Here is a 12,083-nt window from a genome sequence, read left to right as displayed (position 1 = left end):
AGGGGAGCGGGCACGCAGCGCATGCTCGGCGGGAGGTGCGCGACGGGATCAGCGCAGCACGCCGGGCAGGCCCGGCACGGGGCTGAGCGCGCTGTCGCGGCGGATGGTGTAGTCGCGGGCGGCGCCGCGGTCGTCGGGGGCCGCGCGCAGCGTGCCGTCGATGCGATAGGGCAGGCTGCGCCCGGCGGCCAGCGCATCGGCCGTTTGCAGCCGCGCCTGCGCGCTGGGTGCGAAGGCCAGCGTCAGCACGTCGGCCGACTCGGGCCCGATCGTGATCGGCGTCGAGGACGCCAGCGTGCCGGCCGCGTCGCCGCCGACCGTCAGGTCGAGCCGGATGGACTCAAAGCGCATCGGCACGCTGCTGTAGTTCTGCACCCGCAGATCCACCGACCAACTGCCGTCGGCCGCGACGCTCAGTTGCTGGATGCTCGCTGCCGGTTCGGAGACCCGGCGCGGGCTGGTGACGCAGGCTGCGACCACGCAGGTCGCCAACAGGAGGGTCAGCAGCTTCCACGGCTTCATCGCAGCGCTCCGTCGAGGGTGGGCCCACGATGTTAACGCGTCGCCGCGCTCGGCCGATGCCCGGTCGGGCGCCTTCGAAAACGGGGCGGTCACGAAACGGTTGCCGTTCTGCGGCGCGCCCCGTATCATGCGCGTCCCGCAGTGGCCGGGTAGCTCAGTTGGTAGAGCAGGGGATTGAAAATCCCCGTGTCGGGGGTTCGATTCCCTCCCCGGCCACCATTGCTAGACGTATTTTCTAGTGGGTTTAAGCGGAAAAGGCGGGTGCGGTGTTCCTTCCCGTTCCTCCCAGATAGCCGGTTTTCCTGACACGATTGCACAGGAATTGCACCGTGCCACTTCCCAACGTCAGCCCTTTCGCGCGTCTTCCGGCAATGGTCGCTGAGGGACTGGACGCGATCGACGCTTGCTATCCGGTGCTGGAGACCTTGGATCTCCCAAATTCGGTTCGCAGCAACGTTTCGATGGCTCTCCTGTATGCCTCCGTGGAGCATTGCAGAGCAGCGTTTGCGCTTCTCGAAGATGATCCGCACAGGACATTCTTCCCAGCTGCCGTTCTGATGAGAAGCCAGCTCGACGCGCTAATGCGAGGGTGCTTTTTTTTCGGTCCGGCGACGGACGAAGAGTTGCAATTGTTCCTAGACGAGGATCGCCTGCCTCAAAGAGGCAGGCAGAAACTGGGAGCTCGATTTCTCGCCAGAATTTGCGACAACTACTATGAGTGGGACCCGCCTGATCGCGTTAGGCAGACTGTCAAGCACGCATACGACGGTCTGCATGGGATGGTCCACGGTGGGCGAGCTGCCATCACTTATTACGTTCATGAAACTGGGGTGGGACCGCACCCGGCCACCGACGATTACATCCCGTTGCTGCTGAACTCTGCGGTCCTTGCCCACCACGCGGTCGGGGTCGCCTTCAACTTCGCGACGAATCAAGCGTCCCATATTGTGCAGAGCACCGCCGGGCCTTGGCTTGAGGCGTCGGTTAATTTTTTTCAGCGCTGGTCTGCCCCTGCAGAAGATCAGGACTAGACCCGATGCCTGACGTGCAGTTGGCTCCTGATCGCCTGTACCGGATATTTCCCTCGCGCAGCTACGTCGCTTGCCGATGGTCACTTTTCGGGCCTCGCCGCACCTAGCTTCAGCAGGTGCGCACTACCGAATCCGGCCGCTAGAGAGCGGATCGGCGCCTGCGACACCCCCGTCCGCTACCCCATGACACCGCCTGAGCGCCACCCCATACTCCGCGCTTCGCTGCCGCCCGGCGGCTGAAGGACAACGCGCATGCATGCAGTCACCACCATGGAAGTGTTCCTGATCGCGATGGCGATCATCTTTTGTGTGCCGTTTCTGATCTGGCGCCTGGGGCGCACGGACTATTTCGCGCCGCTGGTCGTGGTGCAGATCCTCACCGGCATCGTGCTCGGCCCCGGCATCTTGGGCGCCGCGTTCCCGGGTTACTACAGCTTCGTGTTCCGGCCGGAGGTGGTGCAGATCCTCAACGGGCTGGGCGCCTGGGCGGTGATGCTGTTTGTGCTGATCGCGGGCATCGAGCTCGACCTGAGCAAGGCGTGGGTCAACCGCCGGGAAAGCGGCGTCACTGCGGGCTTGGCGCTGGGCATGCCGCTGGTGTTTGGCGCGTTGGCGGCGTTCGGTCTGCTGCGATTTCCTGGCTGGATTGGCGTGTCGGGCGAGAACTGGCAGTTCGTGGTCGGCGTGGGCATGGCCTGCGCGGTGACTGCGCTGCCGATCCTGATCCTGCTGATGGAGAAGCTCGACATCCTGCGCCGGCCGATCGGGCAGCGCATCCTGCGCTATGCCAGCCTCGACGACATCGCCATCTGGGGCGTGCTGGCCTTGGTGCTACTCGACTGGGAGCGCATCGGGCGCCAGGTCGGTTTCCTGCTGGCGTTCGCAGTCGCCTGTGTGGTGTTCCGGCGTTTGATGCGGGCGATTGCCGAACGCGACCGCTGGTACGTGATGCTGATCTGGCTGGCGATGTGCGCGTTCGGTGCCGATTGGTCGGGCCTGCACTTCATGGTCGGGGCGTTCCTGGCCGGCGTGGTGATCGACGCGGACTGGTTCGATCAGCAGGACATGGACCGCCTGCGGCACAACGTGCTGCTGGTGATGATGCCGGTGTTCTTCCTCAGCACCGGCCTGCGTACCGAGTGGGACGTGGGCGGCGCGGCGGTGTTCGTCGCCGCACTGGTGCTGCTGGTGGCCTCGGTGGCAGGCAAGCTTGCCGGTGTACACCTGGCCGGACGCTTGCTCAAATGGGCGCCTGGCGAGGCTTCGCTGATCGGATGGCTGCTGCAGACCAAGGCGCTGATTATGATCATCTTCGCCAACATCCTGCTCGACAAGGCCATCATTTCGAGCGCGACCTTCACCGCGTTGCTGCTGATGGCGGTGATGAGCACGATGCTCACGATCCCGATGGCCACGCCGCGACTGCGCGCGCTGGGGATGGGCAAGTAGATCGGCCAGGGCAGTGGGCGAGCGTGTCCAGGCGGGCGCGTCCAGCCCGCTGATCAGCCGGCCACGCGCTGAACGTCGGCCGGCCGGGACCTGGAACGCTGCGCAGGCGGGCGCATGATCGGTATCGGATACCGCGCGAGATCGAAGGAGGTCTGTATGCGCCGCCATCCCGTCCCATTCGCCGCCGCGTTGGTCGCCGCGCTGACGCTCGGTGCCTGCGCCAGCCCCGGTCTACGCGATGCCGACAAGTACGCGCTTTACGACGCGCACGCCGGTGCGCCGGTGGACCATTTCCGCTACCTGGGCCAGATCAACGGCTGGACGCCGCTGGGCGACAGCGCGCTCGCGGTCTGGACGCGACCGGGCGAGGCGTTTCTGCTCGACCTGTCGGGGCCGTGCCAGGACCTGAGCTATACGCCGGCGATCGGGTTGACCAGCACCATGAGCCGGGTCGATGCACGGTTCGACAAGGTGCTGGTGTATAGCCGAAGTGCCATTAGCATGCCCTGCCACATCCGGCAGATCCGGCCGCTCGACGTCAAGGCGGTGCGCGCGGCCGAAAAGCACAACCGCGAGGGCGGGCCCTCGCTCGACCGGCCGTCCGACGCGCCGGTGCCGGCGGCTCAGCCCTCCGATTCGGGCACGTAGCCCATCGGGCGATCGGTCTGCCGCTCGAACAGGTATTTGCGCATCTCGCCTTCGAGGAACGCGCGATGCTTGGGGTCGAGCGGCGAGAGCCGGTTTTCGTTGATCAGCATGGTCTGGTGCGCCAGCCAGCGCGCCCAGGCCGGTTTGCCGATGCTGGCGAAGACCTGCTTGCCCAGTTCGCCCGGCCAGGGGATGAAGTCCAGGCCCTCGGTCTCGATCTGGTCGTGGACGCAGTGCACGCGTCGGCTCATATCAGTCCTCCAGCGCAACGCGCGGCGACAGCAGCAGCGTGCGGATCGGTGCGGGAATGCCGAGCGTCGCGAGCTCGTCGCGGGCCACCCAGCGCAGGTCGTCATTGTCGCGCACGGCGCGGCGTGGGGCGAGGCCGGCCCAGTACAGCGGATGTAGTTGCAGGCGGTAATGGGTGAAGCCGTGATGCACGGTCTGCAGCCTATGGGGCGTGTCGCGGTCGCCCGCGTCGATCATGTTCGGCGCGTGTGCATCCAGCCAGGCCAGCGCGGCGTCGGCATCCTCGCCCTGCGGCAGTGACCACAGCGCCGCCCATACGCCGGTGGCCGGGCGCCGGTGCAGCAGCACGCGGCCATCGCGGTCCTCGAGCAGCAGCACCGTCGCTTCGCGCTCGGGCAGCGTCTTGGTCGGCTTGGGCGTGGGCAGTTCCTCGACCCGGCCCTGGGCGAACGCCACGCAGTCGTCGTTGACCGGACACAGCAGGCAGGCGGGCGCATGACGCGTGCACAGCGTGGCGCCGAAATCCATCTGCGCCTGGGTGTAATCGGCCATCCGCGTCTGCGGCAGCAGCGTGTCGGCGATCGCCCACAGCGTCTTCTCGACCTTGGGCAGCCCCGGCCAGCCGGCGACGCCATGGTGGCGCGCGAGCACGCGCTTGACGTTGCCGTCGAGGATCGCGAAGCGGTCGCCCCAGGCCTGCGACAGGATCGCCGCCGCGGTGCTGCGGCCAATGCCGGGCAGTGCGAGCAACGCGTCGAAGTCGCGCGGCAGTTCGCCGTCGTGCCGTTCGACGCAGGCCTGGGCGGCCGCCTGCAGGTTGCGGGCGCGGGCGTAGTAGCCCAGGCCCGACCACAGCGCGAGCACGTCGTCGCGCGGGGCGGCGGCCAGCGCGCGCACGTCGGGCAGTGCGGCGACGAAGCGCTCGAAGTACGGAATCACCACCCGCACCTGGGTCTGCTGCAGCATGATTTCCGACAGCCACACGCGATACGGCGTGCGCGGATGCTGCCAAGGCAGGTCGTGGCGGCCGTGGACGTCGAACCAGGCCAGCAGGCGGGCGGCGTAGGACGCGCTCATGGCGCGCTGCCGTCGTCGACGTCGATCTCGAGGCCTTCGAGCGTCGCACCGGGTACTTCGAGGCGATCGATCCGCAACTGCCCGCGCAGCGGCGGCACCGGCGTGCCGCTGTCGAGCGCATCGAGCCAGCGCAGCACCTCGGGCACCCGTGCACTGCCGTCGAACCGTGCGCCGGCATGGGCCACGTGCAGCGACAGCGGCGCGCCCAGTGTCGCGGGCCCGCGATAGCGGATCGCGAACGGCAGCGGCCCATCTGTCTGTGACAGCGGCGCCGGCAACGCGGGCCAACCCGCCGGCCAATGCGCGATGCGTCCGTCGAGCGCGATCTCCAGCACGTCGCCGTAGGCGATGCGGCCCCCGGCGGAGAAGGTCGGCACGACGTCATCGGCGCGGGTCGCCAGCCCGATCGGTGCCAACATCAGGCGCCCGTCGGCGAAGGCCAGCCGGCCCTGCAGGCCGAACGCGAACGGCAGGTCGGTACCCTCGGCGCGCCAGCGCGCATCCATCGCCACGCGCAGCGGCGCCAGCGTCAGTCCCGGGGCATCGGCGTCGACACGGGTCGCCTCGAGCGCGAGCCGGGTGTCGAGCCGGCCCTCGCCGCTGTCGGCCGACAGCGTGCCGCGCGCCTCGACCCGGGAAAATGCAAGCGGGCGGTCGGCCTGCAGCCGCAGGCGGAACGGGATGCGCAGCGCATCGACGATCGCGGTGCCCGCGACCTGGCCGGTGACCGCGCGCTCGGCGTGCAGTGTGGGCAGATCGAGTGTCAGCCCCTCGATGCGCCAGTCCTCGGCGTCGAGCCTGCCATCGCGCACGTGCAGGCCGTCGGTGAACGGGGGCAGGGCGCCGTCGCCCGGCGGCCGGGTGTCGAGCCAGTGCAGCAGCACCGGCAGTTGCAGCTGCGGGCTATCGAGTTCGACGCGCGTGATTTCGAGATCGGCGCCGCGGCTGCGGATGGTCTTCCACGGCAGCGCCAGCAGCACGCGCCGGGCCTGCAGCATCGGTGTCTGCGTGCCCGGCGCGCGCACAGTCACGTCGTGGACCACCAGTTGCGGGGTGCCGCGCAGGCGGTAGTCGACCGCCCCGTCGAATTGGATCGACAGACCGAGGGCGGGCTCCAGGCGCGCGAGCGCCAGACGCAATGCACGCTCGGGCGGCAGCAGCAGCCAGATCGCGGCGATGCCGGCCGCGAGCAGGGCGGCGACGCCCACCAGCCATTTCAGCCCGCGCCGGCGGCGGCGCGGCGGCACCGGCGCGGCCGGCGCCTGCCCCGAGGCGCTCACGTCCCCAGCGTCTCCGGCAACATCGCGTCGACGAAGGCCTGGGCATCGAACACGCGCAGGTCCTCGGGGCGCTCGCCGATGCCGGCGAAGCGGATCGGGATGCCGAACTCGCGTGCCAATGCGAACAGCACGCCGCCCTTGGCGGTGCCGTCGAGCTTGGTCACGACCAGGCCGGTCACCTGGACCGCGGCATTGAACTGCCGCAACTGCGAGAGCGCGTTCTGGCCGGTGGTGCCATCGATGACCATCAGCACTTCATGTGGCGCGGTCGCATCGATCTTGCCGAGCACGCGGCGGATCTTGCCCAATTCGCCCATCAAGCCCTGCTGGGTATGCAGGCGGCCGGCGGTGTCGGCGATGAGCACGTCGATGCCGCGCGACTTGGCAGCCTGCAGCGCATCGAACGCGACTGCGGCCGGGTCGGCGTCCTGGCCCTGGGCGACCACGGCCACGCCATTGCGCTCGCCCCAGGCCTTGAGCTGGGCCACCGCGGCGGCGCGGAAGGTGTCGCCGGCGGCCAGCATCAGGCCGTGGCCCTCGTCCTTGAAGCGCTTGGCGAGCTTGCCGATCGTCGTGGTCTTGCCCACGCCGTTGACGCCGACAGTGAGGATCACGAACGGCTTGGCGGCCGGGTCGATCGTCAACGGCCGGGCGACCGGGGTCAGCATCGCGACCAGGTCGGCGCGCAGCGCCTGCAGCAGCGCATTGGCGTCGACGAACGCGCGCGCCTTCATGCGCTTGCGCAAGGATTCGACCAGCTCGGTGCTCGCCGCCACGCCGACATCGGCGGTCAGCAGCGCGGTCTCGATCTCGTCGAGCAGGTCGTCGTCGAGCTTGGGGTTGCGCGAGAACAGGCCGCCGAAGCTGCGGGCAAAGGTGCTGCCGCTCAGCCGCTCGCGCCAACCCGACTTGCCGGCCGCGGCGGCGGGCTTGGTCGCGAACACGACTTCGGCCATCGCGGCGGCCGGGTCATAGATCGCAGGGCGCGGTGCCGGTGGCGGGGCAGCGGGCGCGGGTGTCGGCGCAAGCGCATCGGCGGCGACCGGCGCGCTCGGCGCCACGGCCGGCGTCGCGGTGGCAGCGACCGACGCGTCGGTCGCAGGCGTCGGCGCGACAGGCGCGGGCGGCGTGACCGGAGCGGGCGTCGACGGGGCAGCAGGCGGTGCGACGGGGGTTGCCGCCGGGGCAGGTGCGACATCCGTGGACGGCACCGGCGCGTCGACCGGCGGCGAGGCGGCCGGCGGACCGAAGGCTGCGGCGATTTCCTCGTCGGTGAGGCGGCGCCGGCCGCCTTCGGATTGGGGTTTGTCGCGCTTGAACCAGCTGACCATGCGGCCGTCGGAGCCTGGATGGGGGAGAATGGCGCGCATGGTATCACCCGCATTTTCCACGCCCCGTGCAGCGGGGCGCCGATGAAACCGTCTTCTGGCAGGGTCCGGATCGTCGGCGGCCGCTGGCGCGGCACACGGCTGGACGTGCCCGATGCGCCAGGCCTGCGCCCGACCGGCGACCGCGTGCGCGAGACCTTGTTCAACTGGCTGCAGCCGGCATTGCCGGGGGCGCGCGTGATCGATGCGTTCGCCGGCACCGGCGCGCTCGGGCTGGAGGCGGTCTCGCGCGGAGCGCGCTCGGCGCTGTTGATCGAGCGCGACCCGGCGCTGGCCGCCGCGCTGTCGGCGGTCGCCGCCCGGTTGCCCGGCGGGGAGGTGGTCGAGGTCCGCCGCGGCGATGCGCTGCCGCTGCTCGCGGCGCTGCCAGCGGCCGGATTCGACATCGCCTTCGTCGACCCGCCGTTCGCCGCCAACCTGTGGGCGCCGGCGCTGGCCGCGCTCGATGCCGCGCTTGCGCCACAGGCCTGGTTGTATGTCGAGTCGCCGGTGGTGCGGCCGGCGCCCGCGCCCGCCGGCTGGCGCCTGCATCGCGAACTGGAGACCCGCGAGGCGCATTGCGCGCTCTGGCGCCGCGACGGCTGAACCGCGCCCGGCGCTGCTACACTTTGCGCCCGCGCCACGCCGCACCCCTGCCTCCCGACAGCGAACGTCAGCCATGAGTGCGAGTCGCAAACGCATCGCGGTGTATCCGGGCACCTTCGACCCGATCACCAACGGCCATGTCGACCTGGTCGACCGGGCGGCGCCGCTGTTCGAACGGCTGATCGTGGGCGTGGCCGAAAGCCCGGCCAAGCGCCCGGCGATGTCGCTCGACGAGCGCGTGTCGCTGGCACGCGAGGCCCTGGCCCATCACGACAACATTGAGGTCATCGGTTTCGACTCGCTGCTTGCGCACTTCGTCGCCAAGGTCGAGGCCGGCGTGCTGCTGCGCGGCCTGCGTGCGGTGTCGGACTTCGAGTACGAGTTCCAGCTGGCGAGCATGAACCGGCATCTGATCCCCGAGGTCGAGACGCTGTTCCTCACGCCGGCCGAGCAGTACGGCTTCATCTCCTCCACGCTGGTGCGCGAGATTTCGCGCCTCGGCGGCGACGTGTCGGGGTTCGTGCCCGCCGCGGTCGATCGCGCACTGCGCAACCACTCGCAACGCTGACGTTGCCCATCCAAACGCAAGAGAAACAAGAGGGAATGCCATGAAGTCCATCACCCGCGCGCTGCTGGTCGCCTGCCTGGTCCTGCCGGTCATCGCCTGTGGCAAGAAGGAAGAAACCCAGCAGGCGCAGGCCGCGCCGGTCGCGGCCCCGACCACCGAGGACAAGGCGGCGTGGAACGCCTACCTCAACGAGGTCGCCAGCCGTCACATGGAAGGCATCAACAATTCGCCGTACGTCTACCTGGTGCCGCCGCCGCCGGCCAACGTGGCCGAGGCGCCGCCGGCCGACGCCCAGGCCCCGGCCGATGGCGAAGCCTCGGACCTGTCCACCCCGGTCGACGGCAACTACGAGCGCCTGCTCGACAAGGCCAAGCTGGACGTGGCGCGCGGCATCGTGCGCGGCAACCTGCTGATCTACGCCGGGCTGAATTCGGCGCGCACCGCCGACCTGACCGTCGCCTCGTTCGAGGAAGTCGAGCCGGGCACGATGAAGGGCGTCCGCGTGCTGTTCATCGGCGAGGAAGCCGACAACGCCCGCGTCAAGGCGGCCGTCGAGCCGGCTGGCGTGGAGTACGTGTTCGTCGACACCGCCAAGTAAGCCCCGGGGCGCCGGCCTGGCCGGCGGTTCCGATGCACACGACGCCGCCGTTGCCCTTCGGGCGCGGCGGCGTCGCTGTTTCCGGGCCCGGCGAGCGCGCCCCGCCCGCTGGGCGACGCGGTTCCAGCGATGGAACGCCGCGCGGCGCCACACTCACTACAATGTGCCGATGTCCCTGAAGATCAATGCGCTCTGCGTCAACTGCGACGTCTGCGAGCCGGCGTGCCCGAACCAGGCAATTTCGCAGGGCGAGGAGATCTACGTGATCGACCCGGCGCGCTGCACCGAGTGCGTCGGGCATTTCGATGAACCGCAGTGCGTGGTCGTCTGCCCGGTGGAGTGCATCGACCCCGATCCCGATCTTCCCGAAACCCAGGCGGAGTTGCTGGCCAAGCTTGCGCGCCTGCAGCAGGAGTCGTCATGAGCCGTTCCCGTGGTCCCGCTGCCGGCCTGCCGGCGCTGCTGCTGTCGCTGTTGCTGTTGGCGGTCGCGCCGTCGTGCGCGCGCGATGTCCGCCCTGCGTCTACCCCTGCGTCTGCGCCGGTCGCGGCGCAGTCGCAAGCCGTGCCGCCCGGCAACGCGGTTGCGTCGGCGCATGCGCTGGCCACCGAGGCCGGCCTGCAGGTGATGCGCGAAGGCGGCAACGCGTTCGACGCCGCGATCGCGACCTCGGCCGCGCTGTCGGTTGTCGAGCCGATCTCCTCGGGTCTGGGCGGTGGCGGGTTCTTTCTGCTACACGACGCTGCCTCGGGCCGCGATGTGTTCATCGATGCGCGCGAAACCGCGCCCGCCAGCGCCCATGCCGATCGCTATCGCAAGGCCGATGGCCAGTTCGACCGCGATCGGGCCGAAAATGGCCCGTGGTCGGCCGGCATTCCTGGCCTGCCGGCCGCGTTCGTGCACATCGCCGAGCGCTACGGCCGGCTGCCGCTGGCACAATCGCTGGCCCCTGCGATCCGCATCGCCGAGGACGGTTTCCCGGTCTATGCCCGGTTCGCACGCGGCTACCAGTCGCGGCGCGAGGTCATGGAGCGCTATCCGGGCACGCGCGCGGTGTTCCTGGCCGACGGTCGTGCGCCGCAGGAGGGCGACCTGTTCCGCCAGCCGGAACTGGCGCAGACGCTGCGGCTGCTCGCGGAGCGCGGCTTCGACGGCTTCTACCGCGGGGCGACCGGCGAGAAACTGGTCGCCGGGGTCAATGCCGAGGGCGGGCAGTGGACCGCCGAGGATCTGGCCGGATACCGCGTCGTCGAGCGGGCGCCGATCCGCTTCCGTTACCACGACTGGACGGTGACGACCGCGCCGCCGCCGTCGTCGGGCGGCATCGCGATGGCGCAGATGCTGCAGATCCTCGAGCCCTATGACCTGCCGGCGCTCGACGATGCCGCGCGCACGCATCTGGTCGTCGAGTCGATGCGCCGCGCGTTCCGCGACCGCACGTTCTATCTGGGCGATCCGGACTTCGTGAAGATTCCCGAGCGCACGCTGCTCAGTCGAGACTACGCCGCCGGCCTGCGCGCGACGATCAATCCGGACAAGGCCACCCCCAGCGACCTGCTGTCGGGCGATCCCACGCCGTTGGAGGACGAGGAGACCACGCACTTTTCGATCATCGATGCCGCCGGCAACCGCGCCGCGGTCACCCAGACGGTGAACCTGCTGTTCGGCAGCGGCCTGGTCGCGCCGGGGACCGGTGTGCTGCTCAACAACGAGATGGACGACTTCGCGCTGCAGCCCGGCGTGCCCAATGCGTTCGGGGTCATGGGCTTCGATGCCAATGCGCCGCGGCCCGGCAAGCGCCCGTTGAGCTCGATGACGCCGACCTTCCTCGAATCGCCCGATCGCGTGGCAGTGCTGGGCACGCCTGGTGGCAGCCGGATCATCACGATGGTGCTGCTGGGCGTGCTCGGCTACGACGCCGGGCTCGACGCCCAGGCGGTCGCGGCACTGCCGCGCTATCACCACCAGTGGATGCCTGATGCGATCTCGGCCGAGTCCGATGCGTTCTCCGCCGACACTGCCGCGCGGCTGCGCGCGCTGGGCCATACCGTCGACCTGCCGGGCGATCGCGCGGCAGGCGGCCGCGGTTCCAGCCATGTCTGGGGTAATCTGCAGACCGTGCTGTGGAACCGCGCCGACGGCACGTTGACCGGCGGCAGCGACCCCCGCAATCCGGTGGGCGCGGCGAAGGTCGAGCCGGGCGCAGACAGCCGTACCGTGCGTCCCGAACGCACGCACGCTCGAGGAATGGACACCATGGAGCCCGCACGATGACCCCACGCATTTCGCTGTTGATCGCATCGCTGCACGTCATCCTCTACCTCGTGCTGTCGCTGCGCGTGGTCCTGCACCGCAACAGCGCCAAGGTGGGCATCGGCACCGGTGGCGATCCGGTGCTGGCGCGCAAGGTCCGGGTGCAGGCCAACTTCGGCGAGTACGTGCCGCTGGCGCTGTTGATGCTGGCGCTGCTCGAACTGGCCGCGTTCGATCCCCGGTTGCTTTGGACCCTGGGCCTGGCGCTGCTGCTGGCACGCGTGCTGCATGCTGTCGGGCTCGGCGGTTCGGCGGGGTATTCCGTCGGCCGTTTCGGCGGCGCGATGCTGACCTTCGCGCTGTTGCTGGTGATGGCCGGGCTCGGCATCTGGCGCTTCGTTGCCGTGGCGGCGCTGACCTAGCGAACGCGGTGCG

14 protein-coding genes and 1 tRNA gene are annotated in these 12,083 nt (G+C 69.7%); 10 read left to right on the top strand and 5 right to left on the bottom strand.

Annotated features, from left to right (window positions below):
* Window positions 1–48 precede the first annotated feature (48 nt).
* Window positions 49–522 (bottom strand): LEA type 2 family protein, encoded by a 474-nt coding sequence (locus MNO14_RS11690; protein WP_241943906.1) that lies wholly within the window; start codon window positions 520–522, stop codon window positions 49–51.
* Between the two features lie 143 nt (window positions 523–665).
* On the opposite strand from MNO14_RS11690, the gene MNO14_RS11685 reads away from it, so the two are divergent.
* The 4 genes from MNO14_RS11685 to MNO14_RS11670 all read left to right on the top strand — a co-directional run bounded on the left by MNO14_RS11685 (window position 666) and on the right by MNO14_RS11670 (window position 3,650).
* Window positions 666–741, top strand: a tRNA-Phe gene (locus MNO14_RS11685).
* A gap of 110 nt (window positions 742–851) precedes the next feature.
* Window positions 852–1,553 (top strand): hypothetical protein, encoded by a 702-nt coding sequence (locus MNO14_RS11680; protein WP_241943905.1) that lies wholly within the window; start codon window positions 852–854, stop codon window positions 1,551–1,553.
* A gap of 252 nt (window positions 1,554–1,805) precedes the next feature.
* Window positions 1,806–3,002 carry a cation:proton antiporter gene (locus MNO14_RS11675; RefSeq protein WP_241943904.1) on the top strand — a complete coding sequence of 399 codons (1,197 nt, stop codon included), beginning with the start codon at window positions 1,806–1,808 and terminating at the stop codon, window positions 3,000–3,002.
* Between the two features lie 156 nt (window positions 3,003–3,158).
* A complete protein-coding gene (locus MNO14_RS11670; protein ID WP_241943903.1) occupies window positions 3,159–3,650 on the top strand; it encodes a DUF6491 family protein in 492 nt (163 codons plus the stop codon).
* Here the strand turns inward: MNO14_RS11670 and MNO14_RS11665 are convergent.
* Genes MNO14_RS11665 through ftsY form a run of 4 tightly spaced genes read right to left on the bottom strand, consistent with a single transcriptional unit; the run spans window position 3,626 to window position 7,587 of the window.
* Window positions 3,626–3,901: an oxidative damage protection protein gene (locus MNO14_RS11665; protein ID WP_241943902.1), complete on the bottom strand. Its 276-nt coding sequence runs from the start codon at window positions 3,899–3,901 to the stop codon at window positions 3,626–3,628. The genes MNO14_RS11670 and MNO14_RS11665 overlap by 25 nt on opposite strands.
* 1 nt (window position 3,902) lies before the next feature.
* Window positions 3,903–4,976, bottom strand: a complete 1,074-nt coding sequence (gene mutY / locus MNO14_RS11660) for an A/G-specific adenine glycosylase (protein ID WP_241943901.1) — start codon at window positions 4,974–4,976, stop codon at window positions 3,903–3,905.
* Window positions 4,973–6,256 (bottom strand): AsmA family protein, encoded by a 1,284-nt coding sequence (locus tag MNO14_RS11655; protein WP_241943900.1) that lies wholly within the window; start codon window positions 6,254–6,256, stop codon window positions 4,973–4,975. Before MNO14_RS11655 ends, mutY begins: the two co-directional genes overlap by 4 nt.
* Complete coding sequence (ftsY, locus tag MNO14_RS11650) at window positions 6,253–7,587, bottom strand: signal recognition particle-docking protein FtsY (protein WP_241946332.1); 1,335 nt, start codon at window positions 7,585–7,587, stop codon at window positions 6,253–6,255. Before ftsY ends, MNO14_RS11655 begins: the two co-directional genes overlap by 4 nt.
* A gap of 81 nt (window positions 7,588–7,668) precedes the next feature.
* Between ftsY and rsmD the strand changes: the two genes are divergently transcribed.
* From rsmD to MNO14_RS11620, 6 genes are all read left to right on the top strand, one after another.
* The gene (rsmD, locus tag MNO14_RS11645; RefSeq protein WP_241943899.1) at window positions 7,669–8,229 is read left to right on the top strand and encodes a 16S rRNA (guanine(966)-N(2))-methyltransferase RsmD; all 561 of its coding nucleotides are present in this window, start codon (window positions 7,669–7,671) and stop codon (window positions 8,227–8,229) included.
* Between the two features lie 73 nt (window positions 8,230–8,302).
* Window positions 8,303–8,797: a pantetheine-phosphate adenylyltransferase gene (gene coaD / locus MNO14_RS11640; RefSeq protein WP_183425918.1), complete on the top strand. Its 495-nt coding sequence runs from the start codon at window positions 8,303–8,305 to the stop codon at window positions 8,795–8,797.
* Between the two features lie 40 nt (window positions 8,798–8,837).
* Window positions 8,838–9,395 carry a hypothetical protein gene (locus MNO14_RS11635; RefSeq protein ID WP_241943898.1) on the top strand — a complete coding sequence of 186 codons (558 nt, stop codon included), beginning with the start codon at window positions 8,838–8,840 and terminating at the stop codon, window positions 9,393–9,395.
* A gap of 169 nt (window positions 9,396–9,564) precedes the next feature.
* On the top strand, window positions 9,565–9,819 hold the full coding sequence (locus MNO14_RS11630; RefSeq protein WP_183425916.1) for a YfhL family 4Fe-4S dicluster ferredoxin: 255 nt from the start codon (window positions 9,565–9,567) through the stop codon (window positions 9,817–9,819).
* Window positions 9,816–11,669, top strand: a complete 1,854-nt coding sequence (gene ggt, locus MNO14_RS11625; protein WP_241943897.1) for a gamma-glutamyltransferase — start codon at window positions 9,816–9,818, stop codon at window positions 11,667–11,669. Before MNO14_RS11630 ends, ggt begins: the two co-directional genes overlap by 4 nt.
* Complete coding sequence (locus tag MNO14_RS11620) at window positions 11,666–12,070, top strand: MAPEG family protein (RefSeq protein ID WP_241943896.1); 405 nt, start codon at window positions 11,666–11,668, stop codon at window positions 12,068–12,070. The genes ggt and MNO14_RS11620 overlap by 4 nt, the downstream gene beginning before the upstream one ends.
* Window positions 12,071–12,083 lie beyond the last annotated feature (13 nt).

The sequence above is a fragment of the Luteimonas sp. S4-F44 genome, from assembly GCF_022637415.1.
In the GTDB taxonomy this organism is placed as follows: Bacteria; Pseudomonadota; Gammaproteobacteria; order Xanthomonadales; family Xanthomonadaceae; genus Luteimonas.
Note: the sequence above shows the minus strand (reverse complement) of the source record. Positions and strands in the feature narration are given on the sequence as shown.

Coding starts and splice junctions, on each gene's coding strand:
- MNO14_RS11690 (WP_241943906.1), bottom strand. CDS start 522: ATGAAGCCGTGGAAGCTGCTGACCCTCCTGTTGGCGACCTGCGTGGTC.
- MNO14_RS11675 (WP_241943904.1), top strand. CDS start 1,806: ATGCATGCAGTCACCACCATGGAAGTGTTCCTGATCGCGATGGCGATC.
- MNO14_RS11670 (WP_241943903.1), top strand. CDS start 3,159: ATGCGCCGCCATCCCGTCCCATTCGCCGCCGCGTTGGTCGCCGCGCTG.
- MNO14_RS11665 (WP_241943902.1), bottom strand. CDS start 3,901: ATGAGCCGACGCGTGCACTGCGTCCACGACCAGATCGAGACCGAGGGC.
- mutY (WP_241943901.1), bottom strand. CDS start 4,976: ATGAGCGCGTCCTACGCCGCCCGCCTGCTGGCCTGGTTCGACGTCCAC.
- ftsY (WP_241946332.1), bottom strand. CDS start 7,587: ATGGTCAGCTGGTTCAAGCGCGACAAACCCCAATCCGAAGGCGGCCGG.
- rsmD (WP_241943899.1), top strand. CDS start 7,669: ATGAAACCGTCTTCTGGCAGGGTCCGGATCGTCGGCGGCCGCTGGCGC.
- coaD (WP_183425918.1), top strand. CDS start 8,303: ATGAGTGCGAGTCGCAAACGCATCGCGGTGTATCCGGGCACCTTCGAC.
- MNO14_RS11635 (WP_241943898.1), top strand. CDS start 8,838: ATGAAGTCCATCACCCGCGCGCTGCTGGTCGCCTGCCTGGTCCTGCCG.
- MNO14_RS11630 (WP_183425916.1), top strand. CDS start 9,565: ATGTCCCTGAAGATCAATGCGCTCTGCGTCAACTGCGACGTCTGCGAG.
- ggt (WP_241943897.1), top strand. CDS start 9,816: ATGAGCCGTTCCCGTGGTCCCGCTGCCGGCCTGCCGGCGCTGCTGCTG.
- MNO14_RS11620 (WP_241943896.1), top strand. CDS start 11,666: ATGACCCCACGCATTTCGCTGTTGATCGCATCGCTGCACGTCATCCTC.